Here is a 24003-nt window from a genome sequence, read left to right on the forward strand (position 1 = left end):
CGTGGCGGGCCGGGCTGCCGCCGCCCGCCTTCAGTCCACCGGCGTCAGCTTGGCCACGCTCAGGGCCAGCCACTTGATGCCGTGGCGGCCGAAGCGCACCTGGGCGCGGGCGTCGGCGCCGCTGCCTTCCAGGGTCAGCAGCACGCCTTCGCCGAACTTGGTGTGGAAGACGCCCTGGCCGGGCCGCAGGGTCGGCGCGCCGGTCGAGGCGGCAGCCGCCTGGGCCTGGGCCGCGCCCAGCCAGGACGGCGGGGTGGCCGGGGCTTCGGACGCACGGTGGCCCCAGGACGCGCCGGGCTCGCGCTCGCGCCGCCCGCTGTCCCCCCCGCTGCGGCCGCTGTCGCCGCGCCAGTGGCCGGCGCCGCCGCTGCCGTAGGGGCTGCCGTGGCCGAAGCCGGCCTGGCGCGGGCTCAGCCACTTCAGCGCGCCCTCGGGCAGCTCGTCGAGGAAGCGGCTCTTCACGTGGTAGCGCACCTGGCCGTGCAGCATGCGGCTCTGGCTGAAGCTCAGGTAGAGCCGCTTGCGCGCGCGGGTGATGGCCACGTACATCAGCCGGCGCTCCTCCTCCAGGCCGTCGCTGTCGCTCATCGCGTTCTCGTGCGGGAACAGGCCCTCTTCCAGGCCGGTGATGAAGACCTGGTCGAACTCCAGGCCCTTGGCCGCGTGCACGGTCATGAGCTGGATCGCGTCCTCACCGGCCTGGGCCTGGTTGTCGCCGGCCTCCAGCGAGGCATGGCTGAGGAAGGCGGCCAGCGGCGAGATGATCTCGCCCGTCTCGGCATCCGGCGTCAGCGGGCCGGGGGCGGCGGGCGCCACCGCGAGCGGCTCGTCCGCCGAGCGCGGCGCCGCCAGCGTGCCCGGTGCGATGGGCGCGCTGCCGGCGGCGGCCGGGCCCAGCTCGTCGACCGGCAGGGCGATGGCGTCCTTGCCGAAGCCCTCCTGGGTCACGAAGGCCTCGGCCGCATTGACCAGTTCGCCCAGGTTCTCCAGGCGCTCCTCGCCCTCCTTCTCGGCGCGGTAGTGGTCGGCCAGGCCGCTGGCCTCGACCACGTGCTCGATGATCTCGCGCAGCGTCAGGCCGGCCGTGGCTTCGCGCAGGCCCTCGACGAGCTTGCGGAAGGCGCCCAGCGAGGCCCCGCCCTTGCCCGGCACCGCGTCGATGGCCTGGTGCAGGCTGCGGCCGCTGGCGCGGGCCGCGTCGACCAGCTGCTCCAGCGTGCGCGCGCCGATGCCGCGCGCCGGGAAATTGACGACGCGCAGGAAGCTGGTGTCGTCGTCCGGGTTCTCGATCAGCCGCAGATAGGCCAGGGCATGCTTGACCTCGGCCCGCTCGAAGAAGCGCAGGCCGCCGTAGACCTTGTAGGGCAGGCCGGCATTGAAGAGGGCGCTCTCGACCACCCGGCTCTGCGCATTGCTGCGGTAGAGCACGGCGATCTCCTTGCGCGGGCTGCCTTCGCGGTGGAGTTGCCGGGCTTCGTCGACCAGCCACTGCGCCTCGGCGAAGTCGGTCGCCGATTCCTGCACCCGCACCGGCTCGCCGGCACCGGCCTCGGTGCGCAGGTTCTTGCCCAGGCGCCGGCTGTTGTTCGCGATCAGGTGGTTGGCCGCGTCGAGGATGTTGCCGTGCGAGCGGTAGTTGCGCTCCAGCTTCACCACCTGGCGCACGCGGTAGAGCTGCTCGAAGTCGGCCATGTTGGCGACCTGCGCGCCGCGGAAGGCATAGATGCTCTGGTCGTCGTCGCCCACCGCGAACACGCCCTGGCCGGGTGCCTCGCCGCGCGCGGGCGGCGGCGCGAAGCACTGCAGCCAGCGGTACTGCAGGGTGTTGGTGTCCTGGAACTCGTCGACCAGCACATGCCGGAAGCGCTGCTGGTAGTGCGTGCGCAGGGCCGGCTCGCGCTCCAGCAGCTCGACCGTGCGCAGCAGCAGCTCGGCGAAGTCGACCACGCCCTCGCGCGCGCACTGGTCCTCATAGGCCGCGTAGATCTCGGCATGCCAGCGGCTCAGCTCGTCGTGGATCGGCAGCTGGCCGGGCCGCAGGCCGGCTTCCTTCGCATTGGCGATGGCCCAGGACGCGGGCTTGGGCGGGCAGCGCTCCTCGGGGATGCCCAGGGCCTTGACCACCCGCTTGACGGCCGAGACCGAGTCGGTCGCGTCCAGGATCTGGAAGGCCTGCGGCAGGCCGGCCAGCTTCCAGTGCGCCCGCAGGAAGCGGTTGGACAGGCCGTGGAAGGTGCCGACCCACATGCCGCGCAGATTGATCGGCAGCAGGGTGCCCAGGCGGGTCAGCATCTCCTTGGCGGCCTTGTTGGTGAAGGTCACCGCCAGGATGCCGCCGGGCGAGACCTGGCCGGTCTGGATCAGCCAGGCGATGCGGGTGGTCAGCACCCGTGTCTTGCCGGAGCCGGCACCGGCCAGGATCAGCGCCGGCTCGGCCGGCTGGGTGACCGCGGCGAGCTGCTCGGGGTTCAGGCCGCGCAGCAGCGGCAGCGCGGTGGCATCGTGTTCGAAGGGGGGCATCGCGGGATTCTAGGAAGGCCCCCGCGGCCCCGCCGGGGCGAGCGACCCCGCCACCTAAAATCCGCCCCCTTGCCTGCCGGACGCCGCCGGCCCCTGCGCGGGGCCCGTCTTCCCCCGCCTCCCATTCCAAGAGCCCCGAGGGTCCTCGCGACCGTCGTTTCGCCCATGACCGAGCTTGCCAAGTCCTTCGAACCCGCCCCCATCGAGCAGCGCTGGGGCCCGCGCTGGGAGCAGCAGCGGCTCTACGCGCCGACCCTGGACCCGGCCCGGCCCAGCTTCAGCATCCAGCTGCCGCCGCCCAACGTGACCGGCACGCTGCACATGGGCCATGCGTTCAACCAGACCATCATGGACGCGCTCACGCGCTTCCACCGCATGGCGGGGCACAACACCCTGTGGCTGCCGGGCACCGACCATGCCGGCATCGCCACCCAGATCGTGGTGGAGCGCCAGCTTCAGGCTCAGGGCGTGAGCCGCCACGCGCTGGGCCGCGCCGCTTTCCTGGAGAAGGTCTGGGACTGGAAGGCGCAGAGCGGGGCCACCATCACCCAGCAGATGCGCCGCATGGGCGCCAGCGTGGACTGGTCGCGCGAGTACTTCACCATGGACGCGGCCCGCGCCGAGGCCGTCACCGAGGCTTTCGTGCGCCTGCACGAGCAGGGCCTGATCTACCGCGGCAAGCGCCTGGTGAGCTGGGACCCGGTGCTGAAGTCCGCCGTCTCCGACCTGGAGGTCGAGAGCGAGGAGGAAGACGGTTTCCTCTGGCACATCCGCTACCCGGTCGAGGGCAGCACGGAATCGCTGGTGGTCGCCACCACGCGGCCGGAGACGATGCTGGGCGACACCGCGGTGATGGTGCATCCCGAGGACCCGCGCTACGCCCATCTGCTCGGCCAGCAGGTGCGGCTGCCGATCACCGGCCGCCTCGTGCCGGTGATCGCCGACGCCTATGTGGACAAGGACTTCGGCACCGGCGTCGTCAAGGTCACGCCCGCGCATGACCCGAACGACTACCAGGTCGGCCTGCGGCATGGCCTGCCCATGCTGACCATCTTCGACCTGGAGGCCCGGGTCCTCGATGCCGAGGGCGCGGCGGTGCCGGCGGCCCTCCAGGGCCTGGACCGCTTCGCCGCGCGCAAGGCCATCGTCGCCCAGCTCGAGGCCGAAGGCCTGCTTGTCGAGACCAAGAAGCACAAGCTCATGGTGCCGCGCTGCGCCCGCACCGGCCAGGTCATCGAGCCCATGCTGACCGACCAGTGGTTCGTCGCCATGAGCAAGCCCGCGCCCGACACCGGCAAGAGCATCGCCCAGGGCGCCATCGACGCCGTGGCCTCGGGCGAGGTGCGCTTCGTGCCCGAGAACTGGGTCAACACCTACGACCAGTGGATGAAGAACATCCAGGACTGGTGCATCAGCCGCCAGCTCTGGTGGGGCCACCAGATCCCGGCCTGGTATGGCTCAGGCGGTGAGCTTTTCGTGGCTCGCAGCGAGGCCGAGGCCCGCGCCCAGGCCGAGGCCGCCGGCTACACCGGCCCGCTGACGCGCGACGAGGACGTGCTCGACACCTGGTTCTCCTCGGCCCTGGTGCCCTTCAGCACCCTGGGCTGGCCGGGCAAGACCATCGAGCAGGACCTCTTCCTGCCCAGCAGCGTGCTGGTGACCGGCTACGACATCATCTTCTTCTGGGTCGCCCGGATGATCATGATGACCAAGCACTTCACCCGGACGCCCGACTGCCCCGAGGGCCGGGTGCCCTTCAGGCATGTCTACATCCACGGCCTGGTGCTCGATGCGCAGGGCAAGAAGATGAGCAAGTCCGAGGGCAATGTGCTGGACCCGGTGGATCTGATCGACGGCATCGCCCTGGCCCCGCTGCTGGACAAGCGCACCCAGGGCCTGCGCAAGCCCGAGACGGCGCCCAAGGTGCGCAAGGCCACCGAGAAGGAGTTCCCCGAGGGCATCCCGGCCTATGGGGCCGATGCGCTGCGCTTCACCTTCGCGGCCATGGCCACGCTGGGCCGCTCGGTCAATTTCGACAGCAAGCGCTGCGAGGGCTACCGCAACTTCTGCAACAAGCTCTGGAACGCGACCCGCTTCGTGCTGATGAACTGCGAGGGTCAGGACTGTGGCCTGGCCGAGCATGGCGCGAACGAATGCGTGCCCGGCGGCTACCTCGACTTTTCCGCCGCCGACCGCTGGATCGTCGGCGAGCTGCAGCGCTGCGAGGCCGCGGTGGCCCAGGGCTTTGCCGACTACCGGCTCGACAACGTCGCGCAGTCGCTCTACAGCTTCGTCTGGGATGCCTACTGCGACTGGTATCTGGAGATCGCGAAGGTGCAGATCCAGGTCGGCGATGCCGCCCAGCAGCGCGCCACCCGCCGCACCCTGATCCGCGTGCTGGAGACGGTGCTGCGCCTGCTGCACCCGATCACGCCCTTCATCACCGCCGAACTCTGGGAGGCCGTGGCCCCGGTGGCCGGCCGCAAGGTGGCCGGCTCCGAGGTCAGCCTCGTGACCGCGGCCTATCCCAGGGCCCAGCTGGAGAAGGTCGATGCCGCGGCCGATGCCTGGGTCGCCCGGCTCAAGGGCCTGGTGGGCGCGGCCCGCCAGCTGCGCAGCGAGATGAACCTCTCGCCGGCCGAGCGCGTGCCCCTGCTGGTGCACGGCGAGGCCGCCGCGCTGGCCTTTGCCGAGGCCGCCGGCCCCCTGCTCAAGGCCCTGGCCAAGCTGGCCGAGGTCCAGCTCGTCGCCGAGCCGGCCGCCTTCGAGGCGGCCACCGCCACCGCGCCGGTCGGCGTGGAGCCGGGTGGCGGCCTGCGCTTCGCGCTGCACGTGGAGGTGGATGTCGAGGCCGAACGCGCCCGCCTGGCCAAGGAAATCGCCCGTCTCGAAGGCGAGATCGTCAAGGCCGAGGCCAAGCTGGGCAACGAGAGCTTCGTGGCCCGCGCGCCGGCCGCGGTGGTCGAGCAGGAGCGTGCCCGCCTGGCCGGCTTCGTCGAGACCCTGGCCCGCCTGCGCGGCCAGCACGCCCGCCTCGTCTGACCCGGCCGGAGACCCGCCCCATGCTCGCCTCGCTGCAGCAGCTCCCGGTGGCCTGGCAGACCGTCGGTCTGCTGCTGCTGAGCAATGTCTTCATGACCTTCGCCTGGTACGGCCACCTCAAGACCCTGGGCGGCAAGCCCTGGATCGTGGCCGTGGGGGTCAGCTGGGGCATCGCCCTCTTCGAGTACCTGCTGATGGTGCCGGCCAACCGCATCGGCGCCACGCAGTTCAGCGTCGGCCAGCTGAAGATCATGCAGGAGGTGATCACCCTGTCGGTCTTCGTGCCCTTCGCCGTCTTCTACCTGCGCGAGCCGCTGAAGCTCGACTACCTGTGGGCTGGCCTGTGCATGGTCGGCGCGGTGTATTTCATCTTCCGATCGCCCTGAGTTGCGGCCAGGCCACCTGGGCGGCGGCACCGAATGACAGAAATGTGACAATGCGCCGCCCCGTCCGACGGGGCGTTTTTGCGTGTCTCCCTCTCGAACGGACGGCGTCCATGGTCTTCGGCAAGCTGCTGCCCCGCGAGGGCAATTTCTTCGAACTGTTCAACGAACACGGCACCCATGTGGTGGCCGGTGCGCGGGCCTTCCAGCGCATGCTGGAGGGTTACGGCAACCTGACGGAACGCGAGCATCAGGCCGCTCTGGTGGACGAGGCCGAGCACGACGCCGACCGCGTGACCGCCGAGGTCAACCGCCTGCTGCACACCACCTTCATCACGCCGCTGGACCGTGACCAGATCCACGGCCTGATCAATGCGATGGACGACATCGTCGACCTGATGCAGGACGCCGCCGAGACCATGAGCCTCTACGACGTGCGCCGCGTCAACGACGAGGCCCTGCAGCTCGGCCAGCTCTCGGCCCGCTGCTGCGAGCGCGTGCAGCATGCGGTCAGCCTGCTGCCCAAGCTCAGCCAGCCCACCGCGGTGGAGGCGGCCCGCAAGACCTGCAAGGAAATCGACCAGCTCGAATCCGAGGCCGACAAGGTCATGCGCACCGCGATGAGCCGCCTGTTCCGCGAGGAGCAGGACGTGCGCGAGCTGATCAAGATGAAGGCCGTCTACGAGATGCTCGAGACCATCACCGACCTGTGCAAGGACGTGGCCAAGCAGATCGAGGGCATCGTCCTCGAGAACTCGTGACCGGGGCCGGGGCACGCCATGGGTGAGGTCGAGATCGGCTTCTGGGTCGTCGCGCTGCTGGTCCTGCTGGCCATCGGCTTCGACTTCATGAACGGCTTCCACGACGCGGCGAACTCCATCGCCACCGTCGTCTCCACCGGGGTGCTGAAGCCGCAGCACGCGGTGGTCTTCGCCGCCTTCTTCAACTTCGTCGCCATCTTCATCTTCCACCTCGCGGTGGCGGCGACGGTCGGCAAGGGCATCGTGCAGCCCGGGGTGATCGACCAGCATGTCGTCTTCGGCGCGCTGATCGGCGCGATCGCCTGGAACGTCATCACCTGGTACTTCGGCATTCCTTCGTCGAGCTCGCATGCCCTGATCGGGGGCATCGTCGGTGCGACGCTGGCCAAGGCCGGACCCTCGGTGCTGATCGCCACCGGCATCGGCCGCACGGTGGCCTTCATCTTCGTGTCGCCCTTCCTGGGCTTCCTGCTCGGCTCGCTGCTGATGGTGGCCGTGGCCTGGATCTTCCGCGGCAAGACGCCGCTGAAGATCGACCGCTGGTTCCGTCGCCTGCAGCTGGTCTCGGCCGGTCTCTACAGCCTGGGCCATGGCGGCAACGATGCGCAGAAGACCATCGGCATCATCTGGATGCTGCTGATCGCCAGCGGCTACGCGGCCAGCAGCGACGCGGCGCCGCCCTGGTGGGTGATCTGGTCCTGCTACATCGCGATCGCGGCGGGCACCATGTTCGGCGGCTGGCGCATCGTCAAGACCATGGGCCAGCGCCTGACCAAGCTCAAGCCGGTCGGTGGCTTCTGTGCCGAGACCGGGGGGGCGATCACGCTCTTCCTGGCGTCCTTCCTCGGCATCCCGGTCTCGACCACGCACACCATCACCGGGGCCATCGTCGGCGTCGGCTCGACCCGGCGGATGTCGGCGGTGCGCTGGGGCCTGGCGGGCACCATCGTCTGGGCCTGGATCTTCACGATCCCGGCCTCGGCCCTGATCGCGGCGATCTTCTATGGCGTCAGCCTGCTGATCTTCTGATCCGTCCGGCCGGCGCGCCCAGTAAAAAGGCTGCCCGCGGGCAGCCTTTTTCATGACCGCGGCTCAGGCCCGGTTCACTTTTTCTCGGCCAGGGCCTTGAGGTTCTGCAGGCCGGACTGGTAGACGCCGGTGATGGCCTTGACCGCGGCCTCGTCGTTCTGGTCCGGCGGCGGGTCGTTGTTCGGGTAGCCGCGGTAGAAGGCGCCGCGCCACTGCACCTTGGCCTTGCCGCCCTCGTCCATCACGGTGATCGTGGAGGTGTAGTTCGTCACCGGCAGCGCCCCGCCGTCCTTGGCGCGGTAGCTGTAGCTCATCTTCTCGGCGTTGTAGCCTTCGAGCGTCTCGGTCAGCGCGCCACCGTTCTTCAGCTTGAGCTGGCGCACCGAGCCGACTTCATTGCCCTTGTCCGCCGGGCTCTCGGCCACGGCGGGGTGCCATTTGCTGAGCGCGTTGAAGTCCTTGATCAGGGCCCAGACGGCAGCCGGCGTGGCGTCGATGGTGATGACTTCGGTGGCCTTCTGGCGCGTCGGGCCGTGGGCCAGGGCGATCGTGGGCGCGAAGGCCAGCGCGACAGCGGCGCAGGCCAGGCGGCGGGAAAACCTCATCTTGTCTCCTGGGAGGGAAGGAAGGGAAGGGGATGACGCTCGAAGGGCGCCTTGCTTCACCGTGGGGTCAGGGTCGGGTCGGATCGGGCCCGGCGCGCGGCACGCCGGTGAAGGCACCGAAGCCGCGCGGGTTGCTGCCGACCGGCAGCGTCGCAAGTGTCCGGCCGCTCGCACCGTCGAGCACGGTCACATTGTCATCCATCCAATTCACGACCAGCACCTGCCGGCCCAGCGTGGCCACGCCCTCGGGGTAGCCGAAGCCGGGCAGGGTGTCGATCACGCGCAGCGTGTCCGGATCGATCACGCTGACCGAGTCGCTGCCCTGGTTGCTCACATAGAGGCGTCGCCCGCCGTCGGCCAGCGCGGCGCTGTAGGGCCGCTTGCCGACCGCCACCGTCCCGAGCGGAGCCAGGCTGCGTGCATCGAGCACGCTCACGCTGTCGCCGTACACGTTCAGCACGTAGAGCCGCTCGCGCTGCGGGTCGTGCGTGAGCGCGAAGGGGTGGGCGCCGACCGCCGCCTGCGCACGTACGCTGCGGCGGACCGGGTCGATCACGCTGACACGGTCCTCGTCGCGCTCGACCACATAGACGCTGTGGCCGTCCGGATGCACCGCCACGCCGGCCGGTGCGCGGCCCAGGGGCAGGGCCCAGCGCTCGGCCAGGGTCGAGGCCTCCAGCACCAGCAGTCGGCCCCCGAACCAATCGGCCAGGTAGACGCTGCGGCCGTCGGGGCTGACGGCGAGGCCGACGGCGCCGCCACCGGCCTTGACCCGGGCGACCACCTGCAGGGTGCGCAGGTCGAGGGCCACGACTTCGTCGCTGCCGGGGTTGCTGACGTAGGCCCGGTCCCCCTGCGGGCTGACGGCGATGCCGGCCGGGCCCTGGCCCACCGCCACGGTGGCGCGCACGCGCAGCGTGGCGAGGTCGATCACCGAGACGTCGTGGCTGCCCTGGTTGGTGATCAGGGCCAGGCCTGGCTCGGCCTGGACCGCTGCGGCGGCAAACAGCCAGGCTGCGGCGAGCCAGCCCCTGCTTCGGGTCCGGAGGCGCCCGGGCGGGTCCGCCGGGCGGGGCCCGAGGCGAGGCGGACGGAGACGGTGCGGCAAGCGGCTCATGCGTCCGATGGGAGGGTCTCGGTCCCGGTCGGTTCCCCGGGGTTGACCCGGGGCGGCAGGCCCCGCCGGCCCAGCTTGAAGCTGATCATGGCCCGCAGGCGCTGGGGCGTGACCGGCTTGGTCAGCAGGTGGAAGCCGAGCGCCTCGGCCTGGTCCTCGTGGCCGCCCAGCGTGCTGCCGGTGATCATCAGGGCGGGCAGTTCGGCCAGGCCAGCCTGGGCCCGCAGGCGCTTGAGGGCCTGCAGGCCGTTGCCGTCAGGCAGCCGGTAGTCGACCAGCACGAGGTCCGGCCGCTGTCCCGCCGGGGCCCCCAGGGCCAGCCAGGCCTCCAGCGCGCCGAGGCTGTCGACGGCATCGACCTGGGCCTGCCAGCCTTCCAGCAGCACGCGCAGGCCGTCGCGCACCGCCGCCTCGTCCTCGACGATCAGGATGCGCCGTCCGGCCAGGGTCAGCTCGGGCCCGCGGCGGGGCGGCGCCGCGGCCGGCGCGCTGCGGGGCAGCCGGCCGGCCGGCAGTGCGAGGCAGAAGACCGAGCCGCGGCCCGGCCAGGAGCGCAGGGTCACCGGGGCGTCCATCAGCCGTGCCAGCCGGCGCACGATGGCCAGGCCCAGCCCCAGGCCCTTGCGCTCCTGCGGCGCCAGCGCAGGCCGGCCCGGCGCCTGGTAGAACTCGTCGAAGATCCGCTCCTGCTCGGCGGGCGTGATGCCGACGCCGCTGTCCCAGACTTCGATCCGCACCTGCCCGCCGCGGCGGCGCGCGGCCACCAGCACGCCGCCGTCCTGGGTGTAGCGGATGGCGTTGGCCAGCAGGTTGCGGACGATGCGATCGACCAGCACCGGGTCGGCGAAGAAGGCCTGCTCCAGGCCCCGGAAGCGAAGCTCCAGGCCCTTCTCGAAAGCGATCGGCGCGTACTGCAGCCGCAGGCGTGCGAAGAGCTGCGCGCAGGCATGGTGGGCCGGCACGGGCTCGACGATGCCTGAATCGATCTTGCTGAGGTCCAGCAGCTCGCCGAACAGGGCTTCCAGCGCCTCGACCGAGCTGTTGATGCTGTTGACCAGGCTCAGCACCTCATGCTGGTCGCGCGTGCGGGCCCGAAGGGCTTCGGCGAACAGGCCGAGGGCGTGCAGGGGCTGGCGCAGGTCGTGGCTGGCCGCGGCCAGGAACTGGGTCTTCGCCCGGCTGGCCGTTTCGGCGGCGCGGCGGGCCTGCTCGGCCACGGCCTTCTCGGTCTGCAGCTGCTCGGCCAGGCCTTCGGTGCGGACCTTCAGGCGGATCGTCCGCTCGAAGGTGGCCCGGTAGACCCGGCCCAGGGTGGCCGTCATCGCGAAGGCCAGGCCCAGCACCCCGGCCAGCACCGGGCCGCCATGGTTGGGGTCGATCGCGACCCGGGCGATCAGCGGCAGCAGGGCCAGCCCGATGAAGCTGGCGAAGACGCGGAACTGGGGCGCCAGCAAGGTGATCGAGCCGACCGCGTAGCTGTAGACGATGACGATCAGGGCGGTCTGCGACAGCGCCGAGCCGTGGCCGTAGAGCAGCCACGGGGCCAGCCCCCAGACGACGCCCGAGGCCATCACGCTGGCGTTCCAGCGCTGCAGCCACAGGGCGGCCTCGGCTTCGCGTGCGAGGGGCGGCAGGCGGCTGTAGCGCTTGCGCAGCAGCAGGCGGCTCAGCCAGACCCCGGCGAAGACCGCGCCCCAGCCCCAGACGGCCCGCGCGGGGGCCGTCGGCAGGAAGATCGCGACGACGACCAGGGCCCCCAGCAGATTGCCGAACAGCGAGACCGCGACCTGTGCATACAGCGCGGCGACCTTGTCGGGCAGCAGGCGCGCGTCGCTGAGGAACGCGTCGTCGTGGCTCGGAAGGGGCAGACCGGCGACGTCGGTCGCCGCGTTCATTTGACGTCGTTGACCAGCGCCGCCGGGCTGCGCTGCGGTCGCTGCCAGCCGGGCAGGAAGCTGCCCTGCACCGACATCTGGCCGACCGCCAGCACGGCCTGGGTGCGCGTGTTCACGCCCAGTGCGCGCAGCACCGCGGCGACATGGTCCTTGATGGTCTCGACCGACAGCCCCAGCTCGCGCGCGATGACCTTGTTCGGCTTGCCTTGCAGCAGCAGCGCCAGCACGTCGGTCTGGCGCGGTGTGAGGCCCAGCTCGGCCAGCGAGACCTGGGCGGGCATCGCCTCCCCGCGGGGCGAGACACCCAGACTGGCGGCCGCGCCGGCCGTGGCGGCTTCGGTGCTCATCGGCGGCACGTAGATGCCGCCGGACATGACCAGCAGCAGGGCGGCGGTCAGCTCTTCGGTGCTGGCGCGCTTGGAGACGAAGCCCATCGCACCCAGGTCGATGGCCCGGATCACGTCCTGGTTGCTGTTCGCCCCGGAGATCACGACCACCGGCAGCGCAGGATGCTGTTCGCGCAGCTCGGCCAGCAGGTCGAAGCCATCGGCATCGCCGAGCTGGAGGTCGAGCAGCACCAGCTCATGGTCGGCGCCTTCGGACAGCAGGCTCCGGGCGGCGGCCGCGCTGTCGGCCTCGACCACGATCGAGCCCGGATGAAGGCTCTCGATGAGTGCCTTCATGCCGGACAAGACCAGAGGATGGTCGTCAATCAGCAACACCCGCATCGTCCTGTCCTTCCATCCCTGTGACTTTTGGGTCCGCTTGTGCGGATCGAATGGTCGGGATGCTAGCCGAGCTTTCCCCCTCGTTGGAGGGGGAGCGGCCCGGATTCGGGGGGCTGGCCACCGGCTCAGTCGGACCGCAGCCAGTCCAGCACCGTCTGCCACTGCGCGAGGTCTTTCTCGACCCGGCCGGGCGCCACGTCCCACAGCGTCAGGCCATGGGCTGCGAGCTGGACGTAGTGCTGCGTCTCGCGCAGGGGGCCGAGCACCGGCACGCCGAGCTGGCCCAGGAAGTCCTGCAGCTGCTGCGCGGCATGGGTGTGCTCGCGCACCCGGTTGCCGAGCACGGCCAGTGGCACCTTCGCATGCTTGCGGCGGGCCTGCAGCTCGGCCAGGAAGGCCGCGCTGGCGCGGATGTCGAAGAGGCTGGCCTGCAGCGGCACCAGCACCCGGTCGGCCAGCTTCATCACCGCGTCGAGCCGCTTGCCGTGCAGGCCGGCCGGGGTGTCGAGCACCAGGTGGGTCGTGCCCTTGGGCGGTCGCACGATGGATTCGTGTTCCGTCAGCTCCCAGCCCCGGATGGTGGGCAGCTCGGGCGGGCGCTGCGCCAGCCAGGCGGACGAGGACTGCTGGCGGTCGGCATCGCCCAGCATCACGGCATGGCCCTGGCGGGCCAGGTAGCCGGCCAGGTTCGTCGACACCGTCGACTTGCCCACGCCGCCCTTGGGATTGGCGACCACGATGACCGGCATTGCCCACCTCCTGTCCAGGATCCCCATGATCGCAGCGCACCATGACGGCTGTCATGCCGGCCCTGCAAGCTGCCGATGCAGGGGCCATGCCCGCTTCGCAGGCACTGTAAGGCGATCGCGGCCGCGCCGACCGACGACGCATGGGACAATCCATCGCCTCTGCGACCCCCGGGCGGCGGTCCGTCCCGCCCGGGCCTGCAGGCCGCACGGTCTCCGGCCTTCTCCCTCCCCCTCGTCCCGCTCAAGGAAGTTCCATGAATCCGACCCTCTCCCTCCTCGGCCTGGCTGCCGCCGCCGTGCTGGCCGGCCTGTCCACCCTGCCGGCCCAGGCCCAGGTCTCGGCCGCCGAAGCCCAGGTCAATGCGCTCGAAGGCCTGGCCGGCAAGCAGCCGGGCACCCGCCGCTCCTTCGCCAAGGGCCTGTGCGCCACCGGCCATTTCGTTGGCAACACCGTCGGCCGCACGCTGTCGACGGCAGCCGTCTTCAACGGCGACAAGGTGCCGGCGGTGATCCGCTTCTCGGTCGGCGGCGGCAACCCGCGCGCCAGCGACAAGGGCAAGTCGGCCCGCGGCCTGGCCGTGGCCCTGGACCTTGCCAATGGCGAGCAGTGGCAGATGGCCAATCTCTCGGCGCCGATCTTCTTCGTCAGCCGGCCCGAGCAGGTCGTGCCCTTCCTGGAGGCGCGCACCGCCGACCCGGCCACCGGCAAGCCCGATGCGGCCAAGCTCAAGGCCTTCAACGACGCCAACCCGGACACCACCAAGCAGGGCGCCTACTTCGCCAGGAACCCGGTGCCGGCCAGCTATGGCGCCACGCCCTACTGGAGCACCAATGCCTTCGTCTTCAGCGACGCCCAGGGCGTGAACCGCCACGTGCGCTGGCAGTTCGTCCCGGTCAAGGGCTTCGAAGGCCTGAACGACGAGCAGCTCAAGGCCCTGCCGGACAACTTCCTGGCCGAGGAACTGCGCAAGCGCGTGGCCGCCGGCCCGGTGGTCTTCGACTTCAAGGTGCAGCTTGCCGAGGCCGGCGACAACCTGACCAACCCGACCGAAGCCTGGCCCGACAGCCGCCTGCTGCTGCCGGCCGGCCAGCTCGTGATCGACAAGGTCGAGGCCGACGGTGCCGGCGCCTGCGAGCGCATGACCTTCAACCCCATCGTGCTGCCCAAGGGCATCGCGCCCTCGGCCGACCCGGTACTCAACGCCCGCGCCGCGCCCTATGGCGTGTCGCTGGGCCGTCGCCTGACCGAGGCGGCCGGCAAGTAAGCCGACTCGAGGCGCAAGCCGCCCGGCCGGGCCCCTGTCGCGGGTCCGGCCGGGCGCATCCAAGGGGCCCCTGCGGGGGCCCCTTACCATTGCGGCATGTCCTTCCTCGACCGCCTGCGCGCCGCCGAGCGCCGGGCCGACAGCCTGCTGTGCGTCGGCCTCGACCCCGATCCCGCCAAATTCCCTGCCCCGTGGACGGGCGACGCGGGCCGCATCTTCGATTTCTGCGCCCGCATCGTCGACGCGACCAAGGATCTGGTGCTGGCCTACAAGCCGCAGATCGCCTACTTCGCCGCGCACCGGGCCGAAGACCAGCTCGAACGCCTGATGGCCTACCTGGCGCGTACCGCGCCCGATGTGCCGGTCATCCTCGACGCCAAGCGCGGCGACATCGGCGCCACCGCCGAGCAGTACGCCCGCGAGGCCTTCGACCGCTACCAGGCCGATGCCGTCACCGTCTCGCCCTTCATGGGCTTCGACACGGTCGAGCCCTACCTGCGCCGGCCCGGCAAGGGCGTCTTCCTGCTCTGCCGCACCTCCAACCCGGGCGGGGCCGACTGGCAGGCCCAGCGCCTGGCCGACCTGCCGGGCCAGCCACGGCTCTACGAGCATCTGGCCGCGATGGCCGAGACCCGCTGGAACCGCAACGGCCAGCTCGGCCTTGTCGTCGGCGCGACCTGGCCCGAGGAGCTGGCCCGCGTGCGCGCGCTGGCGCCGACGCTGCCGCTGCTGATCCCCGGGGTCGGCGCCCAGGGCGGCGATGCCGCGGCCACGGTGCGCGCCGCCTGGCGCGGCACGCCCGAAGGCGGCAGCACCGCGCCGATCGTCGTGAACTCCTCGCGTGCGGTGCTCTACGCCAGTGCCGGGCCGGATTTCGCCGAGGCCGCCCGCCGCGAGGCCCTGGCCACGCGCGACACGCTCAACGCCGCCCGCCGCGGCTGAAGCGCGGCCCGCCGGGGGCTCAGGCCGCCGGCTCGGCCGGTGCCGTCGGTGCGATCGAGAGCAGCGCCGCCAGCAGGATCAGGCCGCCGCCGCCCAGCAGGCCGGGGCTCAGGGCCTGCTCGCCCAGGGCCACCGCCGACAGGGCGGCGATCGGCACCTCGCTGAGCATGATCACCGCCGTGACACTGGCCGGCAGCCGCGCGGCGCCATGCTGCAAGGCCATGTTCGACGCGCTGAAGGCCAGGGCCAGCAGCAGGGCCAGCGGCAGCCAGCCCGGCAGCGGCCAGGGCGCCGGCGGTGCCGGCACCTGGCCGAGCAGGCCCAGCGCCAGGGCCAGGCCGCTGCCGACCAGCAGGCCGCCGAGGAACATGGCCATGCCGCGTGCGCCCGGCGTGGCGGCCGCCTCGCGGCGCAACAGCACATTGTTCAGCGCGAAGCCGAAACCGCCGGCCACGCCCAGCAGCTCGGGCAGGCCCAGGGCCGCGGGGGGGGCCGCATCCGGCGCGGCGCCGCCCTCGGGCAGCAGCACCAGCACGGCACCGCCCAGGGCCAGCAGCACGCGCAGCAGGTCGCGCGCGGTCGGCTTCTCGCCCAGCAGGGCCCAGCCCAGGCCGACCGCCCAGAGCGGCATCAGGTAGAAGAGCAGCACCACGCGCAGCACGTCGCCGATGCTGACGGCCCAGTTGAAGCAGGCGTTCGTCAGCCCGGCGGCCAGCAGCAGGGCGAGCAGCGGCCGGCTGCGCAGCACCTGTCCCAGGGCCCGCGGCTCGCGCCAGGCCAGCAGCAGCACCGCGATCAGGAAGACCGCCCCGGTGGCCCACAGCGCATGCAGGCCGGCAGCCTGCAACTGCCGCAGCGGCCACCAGGACAGGCCCCAGACCGTCGCATTGAAGACCAGGGCCGCCACGGCCCAGCCGCGCCCGGAGTCGGCTGCCGACATGGCGCCGCCGCTCAGTGGCAGTCGCTGCGCGCGATCTGCAGCAGGCGCTCCAGCTCCTCGCGGTGCAGCACGCTGTTGCGCTGGTGCCAGCGGCGGATCAGGGCCATGGTGCCGGCCACGGCCAGGCCGAAGATCGTGATCGCGCCGAAGGCCGACAGGCCCAGGGTCGTCATGCCGGTGTAGGCCGCGCCCAGGCCGAGGATGCAGGCCTGCTCGTTGAAGTTCTGCACGGCGATCGAGCGTCCGGCCCCCATCAGGTTGTGGCCGCGGTGCTGCAGCAGCGCGTTCATCGGCACGACCAGGAAGCCGCCCAGTGCCCCCAGCACCAGCAGGAAGGGCGCAGCCAGCCAGGCATCGCGGATGAAGATCAGCACGATCATCAGCAGGCCCATGCCGATGCCCAGCGGCAGCGTGCGGGTGGCGTCCTCCAGCCGCATGCGCAGCGAGGCCGCCACCGCACCGACGGCTGTGCCGATGGCGACCACGCCGACCAGGGTCGAGGCCTCGGTCGTGCCATAGCCCAGCGCCGCCGCGGCCCAGGCCAGCACGATGTAGCGCAGGTTGCCGCTGACGCCCCAGAACAGCGTGGTCGTGGCCAGGGAGATCTGGCCCAGCTTGTCGCTCCACAGCCGGGCGTTGCAGGCCACGAAGTCGCGCAGCAGGGCCAGCGGGCCGGCCATGGGCAGCAGCCGGGCCTCGGTGCGCGGGATGAAGAGGTTGAAGACCGCGGCGATCACATAGAGCAGCACCAGGGTGGCGATGGCCGCCTGCGCCGGCTCGGTGACGCCCGGCAGGCCCAGGCCGAGCAGATGCGGTGCGATGACCGGGCCGATCAGCTGCCCGCCCAGCACCACGCCGAGGATGATCGAGGCGATGGTCAGGCCCTCGATCCAGCCGTTGGCCTGCACCAGCTGCGAGGGCGGCAGCAGCTCGGTGAGGATGCCGTACTTGGCCGGCGAGTAGGCCGCCGCGCCCAGGCCGACGATCGCATAGGCCGCCAGCGGGTGCGTGCCGAACAGCATCGCCAGGCAGCCGACCACCTTGATCGTGTTCGACACGAACATCACCCGGCCCTTGGGCACCGCGTCGGCGAAGGCGCCGACGAAGGGGGCGAGCACCACGTAGAACAGCGCAAACATCGGCACCAGGGCCGCCCGCTGCCACTCGGGGGCGCCCCCGCTGCGCAGCAGCTCGACGGCGGCGACGAAAAGCGCGTTGTCCGCCAGCGAGCTGAAGAACTGCGCTGACATGATGGTGTGGAAGCCGCGCTTCATGCGCTTGGTTCTGCTCGGTCGGTGGGACAGCCTCGGGAGCGGCCCCTCATGCGGGCCGCGCGCCCGCCGTGTCTCTCAGGGGCGGCGGGTTATAGCACGCGATCCCTGACGGTCGCCGGGCAGGGGGCGGGCTGCCGGCCGGCGCGGGGCCGGCCGTGCCAGGGGCCACACTTGCGGCTGCGCCGACCCCGCGCTGGGGTCGCCGTCGTCCTGAAGCCCTGCCATGCCCCGCCCGATCCAGGCCCTGATCCACCTCGATGCCCTGCGCCACAACCTTGGCCGCGCCCGCGCCCATGCCCCCGACGCGCGGGTGCTGGCCGTCGTCAAGGCCGATGCCTACGGCCACGGGATCGAACGGGTCTACCCCGCCCTGCGCGGGGCCGACGGCTTCGCGCTGCTCGATCTGGCCGAGGCCGAGCGCCTGCGCGCCCTGGGCTGGCGCGGGCCCATCCTGCTGCTGGAGGGCGCCTTCGAGCCGCGCGATCTGGAGACGGTCTCGCGCCTGGGCCTGTGGCATGTGATCCACCGCGAGGCACAGATCGACTGGCTGGCCGCGCACAAGACCGACGTGCCGCAGCGCGTCTTTCTCAAGCTCAACAGCGGCATGAACCGCCTGGGCTTCGCCCCCCAGGCCCTGCGCGGCGCCTGGGCGCGGCTGGATGTCCTGCCGCAGGTCGAGGAGATCTCGCTGATCAGCCACTTCGCGGACGCCGATGCCGGCGGCGCCTTCGACAGCGGCCGGCCGGCCGACCCGGCGGGCCGCGCGCCGCGCGGCATCGCCGCGGCCTGCGCGCGCTGGCTGGATGCGACCGCCGGCCTGCCGGGCGAGCGCAGCCTGGCCAACAGCGCGGCGACCCTGCGCCATGCCCGCACGCGCCTGCGCGATGCGGCCGACCTGGCGGGCGGCCCGGCCCTGGAGGCCGGCGATGCCGCCGACACCCCCCTGGCCGCCGACTGGATCCGTGCGGGCGTGATGCTCTACGGCGGCGCGCCCGACCACCCGCGGCGCACCGCCGCGCAATGGGATCTGCGCCCCGCCCAGACCCTGCGCACCCGCCTGATCGCGGTGCAGGACCTGCAGCCCGGCGACACCGTCGGCTACGGCAGCCGCTACCGCGCGCGCCAGGCCATGCGCATCGGCATCGCCGCCTGCGGCTATGCCGACGGCTACCCGCGCCACGCGCCGGGCGACACCGAATGCGGCACCCCGGTGCTGGTCGAAGGCCTGCGCACCCGCACCGTCGGCCGCGTGTCCATGGACATGCTGGCCGTCGATCTGAGCCCGCTGCACGCGGCCGGCCGGCCGGCCGGGGTGGGCGCCGAAGTCACGCTCTGGGGCGAGGGCCCGCAGGGCAGCCGCCTGCCGATCGACGAGGTGGCCCAGGCCTGCGGCACGATCGGCTACGAGCTGATGTGCGCGGTGGCGCCCCGCGTGCCGGTGCTGACCCAGGACGCGGCCGAGACCGCGGGCTGAGTGTGCCGGCACCCGCAGGTGCGCCGGCGCGAGCGACCGGCCGACAATCCGCGCCGCCGTCGGGGGCGACCGGCGCCGGGATCGGCGCTTGCTTCCCGTCTGCACCCCCTCGAACGGAGACCCGCCGATGAGCTCGCCCCACCTCTCGATGACCGTGCTGATGACGCCCGACATGGCGAACTTCTCCGGCAAGGTGCACGGCGGCCAGATCCTGCGCCTGCTCGACCAGGTCGCCTACGCCTGCGCGAGCCGCTACGCCGGCAGCTATGTGGTCACGCTCTCGGTCGACCAGGTCATCTTCCGCGAGCCCATCCACGTCGGCGAGCTCGTGACCTTCCTTGCCTCGGTCAACCACACCGGCACCAGCTCGATGGAGGTCGGCATCAAGGTGGTGGCCGAGGCCATCCGCACCGAGACCGTCCGGCATGTGAACAGCTGCTTCTTCACCATGGTGGCGCTCGATGACGCGGGCAAGCCGCAGAAGGTGCCGCCCCTGACCCTCGAATCGCCCGAGGCCCTGCGCCGCTTCGAGGCCGCCAAGGTGCGCCGCCAGCTGCGCCAGGAACTGCAGCGCCGCTTCGACGAGACCCGCCAGCCCTCGTCCACCGGCGGCGCCTGAGGCCCGGGCTGCTGCGACGATGAGCCGCATCCTGGTCGATCCCGCCGAGCTGGTGTGGACGGCCCTCCGCGCCCAGGGCCCGGGGGGGCAGAACGTCAACAAGGTCTCGAATGCGGTCCAGCTGCGCTTCGACGTGGCGGCCTCCAGCCTGCCCGAGGCGGTCAAGGCCCGGCTGCTCGCGCGGGCCGACCAGCGCCTGAGCCGCGAGGGCGTGCTCGTGATCAAGGCTCAGACCGAACGCAGCCTGCTGCGCAACCAGGCCGAGGCCCTGGCGCGCCTGCAGGCTCTGGTCGATGCCGCCACCCAGCCGCCCGTGCCGCGCCGTGCCACCCGGCCGACCCGCGCCTCGGTGCGCCGCCGTCTCGACGCCAAGCGCCAGCAGGGCGAGCGCAAGGCCGCGCGGCGCGGCGGCGCGGGCGACTGAGCCCGCCGCCGCGGCGGCTCAGGGCAGGGACGACGGGTCCATCAGCTCGGCGGCCTGGAAGGCCAGCGGCAGCAGGGCGGACAGGGTGTGGCGCTGCGGGCCTGCGGTGCCGCCGTCGAGCCAGATGCTGCAGTCCGGATCGGCCAATTCGGCCAGCACCTGGCGGCATGCGCCGCAAGGCGGCAGCGGCCGGCCGCTGTGGCCGACCACGCCCAGCGCCCGGATCCTCCGGGCGCCTGCGGCGATCGCGTTGAATACAGCCACCCGCTCGGCGCAGAGGGTCAGCCCGTAGGACGCGTTCTCCACGTTCACGCCGACGTGCAGACGGCCCTGCTCGTCCAGCAGGGCGGCACCGACGCGAAAGCCGGAGTAGGGCGCATGGGCCCGGGCTTGGATGGCGTAGGCGGCTTGCAGCAGGGTCCGCCCCTCGTCTGCCGGGTCCTCCGGTCGCATCGTGTCTCCTCGTCCTCGGCCGACCGCCCTCGCGCTCCGCCTGAGGAAGACCTTACTTCACCACGCCCTGCGGCTCCGCTGGCTGCTGCGCCCGGATCCAGTCGTCCAGGTCCTGAACCAACTCCGGGAAGCCGGCCTGCTGCAAGCGCTGGCGTGCGCCGAGCAGGACCCCATCCTTCGGGTCCATCCGGCCCTCGAAGTGGTAGCTGTAGGTCTCCACCGACACTTCGCCGGGCGGGGTGATGCGCTTGACGGTAATCGACATCTCAAGGGTCCAGTTCGGGCGGCAGTTCGCCGCGGAAACCCAGGTCCAGCAAGGGCGACAGGCGTCGCTCCAGCAAGACCTTGATCGTAGCAACGATCTGCTGGGCCGGTGCGGCGGCGGGATCGCGCAGCAGGCCTGGCATCTCGGCCAGACCGTCCAGGGTCATGACCGCCACCACCCGCTTGCGCTGCGCGCTCCGTACCGGGAAGGAGAGCACCCAGCACAGATCCGGATGCAGCTTGGCCAGCTCTTCCTGCGGCATCAGCCCGGCACTCCAGTGCGCGCCGACCAGCCGGGCCGACTGCACCTCGCCGGATTCGAAAGCCTGGCCGGCACAGCCGTGGCCCGGCTCCAGGCTGAGGTCGAACTCCGGAGCATGCAGCATGTTGTCACTGGCGCCGGGCACCATCCGCAGGGTGCCGCCGCGCGGTGCCATCAGGTTCGCGCGCACCGTGGCGGCGTCGATGCCGAGCAGGCTGGACAGCACCTGGCGCATCTGCGCCAGTTCCCGCTGCACCTTGTCGAGCAGGCGCTCGTCAAGCACCGGATAGGCCAGGAAGCGCGCCCACTGCCCGTATTTGGTGACGTTGTGCACTTCGCTGTGACCGCCTTCGACAGCCCAGTCCAACAGCGATTCGGGCGGGTCGGGGAAGGGCTGTCGGCCGGACGGCCCGGCCTTGAGCTGCGTGAACGTGGGCAGATGGCGGGCCACCCAGCCGGCCAGGCCCACGGCCCGGTCGCCAAGCGCGCGCTCGTTGCGCACCACACCCACCCAGCCCTGCGACAACAGCGTCGCCCAGGGCCAATCCAGCGGCAGGATGCTGCCGCTGAGCACGACGCGGTCAAAGCGCAGGTTGCCGTTCTCCAGCCGCAGCGCCTCCATCACCTGGAGCGTGCCGAAGCTGTGCGCGACGATGCAGGGCTTGCGGCAGCCGGTGGTCTCCACCAGCTCAAGCAGCCGATGCCGCACCCGCTCGATCTGCGCTTGTCGGGTGAACGGCCATGCGAAGCGCAGCGCGCCGAACCAGCCGTAGTCAAGGTGGATCGGCACCAGCCCCATGCGAGCCAGATGCGGCGTCAGATCCTTCTGCCAGCTGCCACGCGTGCGGATGCCGTGGATGGTGACAACGAGGCGTGGTGTCTTCATGGCCGATCGAGTCTGGGGCGCAGACCCTCCTGCGGCAAGCCGCCCGCCCGAGGGTTGCCGGCCGACCCGGCGCCGGGCCCCGCCTCAGTCGACGATCAGCCGCGGCCCTTCGTGGCCGGCGGCGACGATCTCGCCGATCTCGGCTGCGGCGGCAAAGCCGTGGACGCGGAAGACGGCCAGCACGGCCTCGACGGCCTCGGGCGTGCAGCTCACCAGCAGGCCGCCGCTGGTCTGCGGGTCGGTCAGCAGGGCCTGGTCGATCGCGTCGCGCCGGCTGCCAAGGGCCACCTGGGCCCCGTAGCCGGTCCAGTTGCGGCCGGAGGCGCCGGTCACGAAGCCCTGTTCAGCCAGGCCGCGCACGCCGGCCAGCAGGGGTACGCGGGCCCAGTCGATGCGCAGGCTGGCGCCGGCGCCGCGGGCCAGCTCCAGGCCGTGGCCGGCCAGGCCGAAGCCGGTCACATCGGTCAGGGCGTGCACGCCGTCGATCGCGGCCAGGTCCGGGCCGGGGGTGTTGAGCTTGGTGGTGCTGGCGATCATCTGGGCATAGCCCTCGGCGCCGAGCTGCTCCTTCTTGAGCGCCGCCGAGAGCACGCCCACGCCCAGTGGCTTGCCGAGGATGAGCCGGTCGCCCACCTTCGCATCGGCATTGCGCTTGACCCGCTTGGGATGGACCAGGCCCAGGGCCACCAGGCCGTAGATGGCCTCGACCGAGTCGATGGTGTGGCCGCCGGCGATGGGGATGCCGGCCGCGCGGCAGACCGACTGGCCGCCGTCCAGGATGCGACCGATGACCTCGACCGGCAGCACGTTGATGGGCATGCCGACCAGGGCCAGGGCCAGGATGGGCCGGCCGCCCATGGCGTAGACATCGCTGAGGGCATTGGTGGCGGCGATGCGGCCGAAGTCGTAGGGGTCGTCGACGATGGGCATGAAGAAGTCCGTCGTCGCGATCAGGGCCTGCTCCTCGTTGAGCTGGTAGACGGCGGCGTCGTCGGCGGTCTCGATGCCCACCAGCAGCTCGGGCGGAATCGGCATGGCGGCCGTGCCCTTGAGGATTTCGGACAGCACGCCCGGGGCGATCTTGCAGCCGCAGCCGCCGCCGTGGGAGAGCGAGGTCAGGCGCGGCACGGGTGCGGGAGCGGGGCAGGTTGCAGGGCTGGGGCTGTTCATCGGGGGCTCCGTGGGGCGGGGTAGGGCGCGTGGCCCGCCGCGGCGTAGCGTGCGGCACAAAAGGGCGGGCGCAGGGGCAAGGACAGGGTCGCGGGGGTCAGCGCAGCCTGACAGGCTTGGTCTTCAGGCGCAGCCGCCCGCTTCGGCCAGACCGAGCCGGCCCAGCCAGTTGCGCAGGCAGGCCTGCTCATGGCCGGGCAGGAAGCGCGGCGCCAGCGCCTCGGCACGGGCCTGCAGGTCGGCGAGCCGGGTGGGCTCGTCGCGCAGCGCGAGCAGGGCCAGGCGCAGGCTGTCGGTGTCGCCGGGGGCGAAGTAGCCGGGCCAGTCCTCGCCCAGCATGCCGACATTGCCGGGCACCCGCGAGGCCAGCACCGGCGTGCCGCTGCAGACAGCCTCCATCACCACATGCGCACCGCCCTCCATGTGGCTGGGATGGAGGAGCAGGTGGGCGCGCTGGATGCGCTGGCGGGTCTCGCCGTGCGGCCGGGCGCCCAGCCAGCGGTAGCGCGGGCAACGCGCGGCCAGGGCCCGGGCCTGCTCGCCCAGGGCCGGGTCCAGCGCGGCGCCGAGGTGGTCGATGTAGAGGTCCTGCCGTTCGGCGAGCGCGTCCGCGAGCGCAAAGATCAGCTCCGGCGCCTTCTCGGCCCGCAGGTGGCCGACGACGAGGGCGCGCAGGTGGCGGTCGGTCTTGGGCAGGGTGCGGCGCGGCGTGGTCGATTGCCAGCAGACGTCGGCGCGCGCCCGGTGCGCGGCCGGCAGGGCCTGCAGGGCCTCGGGCTGCAGCAGCAGCAGTTGGTCGGCCAGGTCCAGCGAGCGCAGGGCCAGCGGATCGCCGGCGGGCAGGTCCTTGTACAGGTCGGTGCCCGTCAGCACCAGGCCCAGCGGCCGGTCGGGATGGGCTGCGCGCCAGCGTGCCACCGCACCGGCCGAGCGCCGCGCATGCAGGGCGATCAGGCCGTCGGGCAGGGGCCCGGGCTCGCTGCCGGTCCAGTCCCCGGCGACGCGGCAATCGGCCTGTCCGCGCAGCAGGCGCGCCCAGCGGGCGGCAGTCTGCCAGTTGCCGTTGTTGTCGGCCGCCCGGGCCGGCGTGACAAGGTGGATGAGCGGACGCGGCATGGCCGGCGGTGTAGCACAGCAGGCCGGCCGCTGTGCCTCCAGGGGCCGGCGACCCGCCGCCTTCGCTGGCCTTGGGCCGGGCCTG

The 24003-nt window shown here is 72.0% G+C and carries 22 protein-coding genes; 9 read left to right on the top strand and 13 right to left on the bottom strand.

Annotated features, from left to right (window positions below):
* Positions 1–30: 30 nt before the first annotated feature.
* Positions 31–2520 carry an ATP-dependent helicase gene (locus H4F90_RS09810; RefSeq protein ID WP_182664024.1) on the bottom strand — a complete coding sequence of 830 codons (2490 nt, stop codon included), beginning with the start codon at positions 2518–2520 and terminating at the stop codon, positions 31–33.
* 165 nt (positions 2521–2685) lie between these two features.
* Between H4F90_RS09810 and H4F90_RS09815 the strand changes: the two genes are divergently transcribed.
* From H4F90_RS09815 to H4F90_RS09830, 4 genes are all read left to right on the top strand, one after another.
* Entirely contained in the window at positions 2686–5562 is a 2877-nt protein-coding gene (locus H4F90_RS09815; RefSeq protein WP_182664026.1) for a valine--tRNA ligase, read from the top strand.
* Between the two features lie 20 nt (positions 5563–5582).
* A complete protein-coding gene (locus tag H4F90_RS09820) occupies positions 5583–5948 on the top strand; it encodes a DMT family protein (RefSeq protein WP_182664028.1) in 366 nt (121 codons plus the stop codon).
* A 110-nt stretch (positions 5949–6058) separates the two neighbouring features.
* A complete protein-coding gene (locus tag H4F90_RS09825; protein WP_182664029.1) occupies positions 6059–6706 on the top strand; it encodes a DUF47 domain-containing protein in 648 nt (215 codons plus the stop codon).
* Between the two features lie 18 nt (positions 6707–6724).
* Positions 6725–7735: an inorganic phosphate transporter gene (locus H4F90_RS09830; RefSeq protein ID WP_182664032.1), complete on the top strand. Its 1011-nt coding sequence runs from the start codon at positions 6725–6727 to the stop codon at positions 7733–7735.
* A 74-nt stretch (positions 7736–7809) separates the two neighbouring features.
* Here H4F90_RS09830 and H4F90_RS09835 read toward each other — a convergent pair whose 3' ends face one another.
* From H4F90_RS09835 to H4F90_RS09855, 5 genes are all read right to left on the bottom strand, one after another.
* On the bottom strand, positions 7810–8340 hold the full coding sequence (locus H4F90_RS09835; RefSeq protein ID WP_182664035.1) for an SRPBCC family protein: 531 nt from the start codon (positions 8338–8340) through the stop codon (positions 7810–7812).
* 67 nt (positions 8341–8407) lie between these two features.
* Positions 8408–9457: a YVTN family beta-propeller repeat protein gene (locus tag H4F90_RS09840; RefSeq protein WP_182664037.1), complete on the bottom strand. Its 1050-nt coding sequence runs from the start codon at positions 9455–9457 to the stop codon at positions 8408–8410.
* Positions 9454–11352, bottom strand: a complete 1899-nt coding sequence (locus H4F90_RS09845; protein ID WP_182664039.1) for an ATP-binding response regulator — start codon at positions 11350–11352, stop codon at positions 9454–9456. Before H4F90_RS09845 ends, H4F90_RS09840 begins: the two co-directional genes overlap by 4 nt.
* Positions 11349–12080, bottom strand: a complete 732-nt coding sequence (locus tag H4F90_RS09850) for a response regulator (protein WP_182664041.1) — start codon at positions 12078–12080, stop codon at positions 11349–11351. Before H4F90_RS09850 ends, H4F90_RS09845 begins: the two co-directional genes overlap by 4 nt.
* 125 nt (positions 12081–12205) lie before the next feature.
* On the bottom strand, positions 12206–12829 hold the full coding sequence (locus H4F90_RS09855; RefSeq protein WP_182664044.1) for a ParA family protein: 624 nt from the start codon (positions 12827–12829) through the stop codon (positions 12206–12208).
* 254 nt (positions 12830–13083) lie between these two features.
* On the opposite strand from H4F90_RS09855, the gene H4F90_RS09860 reads away from it, so the two are divergent.
* A complete protein-coding gene (locus H4F90_RS09860; protein WP_182664046.1) occupies positions 13084–14094 on the top strand; it encodes a catalase family peroxidase in 1011 nt (336 codons plus the stop codon).
* A gap of 96 nt (positions 14095–14190) precedes the next feature.
* Positions 14191–15036 carry an orotidine-5'-phosphate decarboxylase gene (gene pyrF / locus H4F90_RS09865; RefSeq protein ID WP_182664048.1) on the top strand — a complete coding sequence of 282 codons (846 nt, stop codon included), beginning with the start codon at positions 14191–14193 and terminating at the stop codon, positions 15034–15036.
* A gap of 19 nt (positions 15037–15055) precedes the next feature.
* Here the strand turns inward: pyrF and H4F90_RS09870 are convergent, their stop codons facing one another.
* Both H4F90_RS09870 and lplT read right to left on the bottom strand, forming a co-directional pair.
* The gene (locus H4F90_RS09870; RefSeq protein WP_182664050.1) at positions 15056–15976 is read right to left on the bottom strand and encodes a DMT family transporter; all 921 of its coding nucleotides are present in this window, start codon (positions 15974–15976) and stop codon (positions 15056–15058) included.
* A gap of 11 nt (positions 15977–15987) precedes the next feature.
* The gene (gene lplT / locus H4F90_RS09875; RefSeq protein ID WP_182664052.1) at positions 15988–17250 is read right to left on the bottom strand and encodes a lysophospholipid transporter LplT; all 1263 of its coding nucleotides are present in this window, start codon (positions 17248–17250) and stop codon (positions 15988–15990) included.
* Between the two features lie 223 nt (positions 17251–17473).
* Between lplT and alr the strand changes: the two genes are divergently transcribed.
* From alr to arfB, 3 genes are all read left to right on the top strand, one after another.
* Positions 17474–18724: an alanine racemase gene (gene alr, locus H4F90_RS09880; RefSeq protein ID WP_182664054.1), complete on the top strand. Its 1251-nt coding sequence runs from the start codon at positions 17474–17476 to the stop codon at positions 18722–18724.
* 127 nt (positions 18725–18851) lie between these two features.
* Positions 18852–19343: an acyl-CoA thioesterase gene (locus H4F90_RS09885; RefSeq protein WP_182664056.1), complete on the top strand. Its 492-nt coding sequence runs from the start codon at positions 18852–18854 to the stop codon at positions 19341–19343.
* Between the two features lie 19 nt (positions 19344–19362).
* On the top strand, positions 19363–19767 hold the full coding sequence (arfB, locus tag H4F90_RS09890) for an alternative ribosome rescue aminoacyl-tRNA hydrolase ArfB (RefSeq protein WP_182664058.1): 405 nt from the start codon (positions 19363–19365) through the stop codon (positions 19765–19767).
* An 18-nt stretch (positions 19768–19785) separates the two neighbouring features.
* Here the strand turns inward: arfB and H4F90_RS09895 are convergent, their stop codons facing one another.
* The 5 genes from H4F90_RS09895 to senB all read right to left on the bottom strand — a co-directional run bounded on the left by H4F90_RS09895 (position 19786) and on the right by senB (position 23918).
* The gene (locus tag H4F90_RS09895; protein ID WP_182664060.1) at positions 19786–20220 is read right to left on the bottom strand and encodes a cytidine deaminase; all 435 of its coding nucleotides are present in this window, start codon (positions 20218–20220) and stop codon (positions 19786–19788) included.
* Between the two features lie 52 nt (positions 20221–20272).
* Positions 20273–20485: a hypothetical protein gene (locus H4F90_RS09900; protein WP_182664062.1), complete on the bottom strand. Its 213-nt coding sequence runs from the start codon at positions 20483–20485 to the stop codon at positions 20273–20275.
* 1 nt (position 20486) lies between these two features.
* Positions 20487–21632, bottom strand: coding sequence for an esterase/lipase family protein (locus tag H4F90_RS09905; protein WP_182664064.1), 1146 nt, complete (start codon positions 21630–21632; stop codon positions 20487–20489).
* Positions 21633–21716: 84 nt separating this feature from the next.
* A complete protein-coding gene (gene selD / locus H4F90_RS09910; protein WP_182664066.1) occupies positions 21717–22802 on the bottom strand; it encodes a selenide, water dikinase SelD in 1086 nt (361 codons plus the stop codon).
* Between the two features lie 123 nt (positions 22803–22925).
* Positions 22926–23918: a selenoneine biosynthesis selenosugar synthase SenB gene (gene senB / locus H4F90_RS09915; protein ID WP_182664068.1), complete on the bottom strand. Its 993-nt coding sequence runs from the start codon at positions 23916–23918 to the stop codon at positions 22926–22928.
* Positions 23919–24003: the final 85 nt, after the last annotated feature.

Source organism: Aquariibacter albus (assembly GCF_014145335.1).
GTDB classification, from domain to species: Bacteria; Pseudomonadota; Gammaproteobacteria; order Burkholderiales; family Burkholderiaceae_C; genus Aquariibacter; species Aquariibacter albus.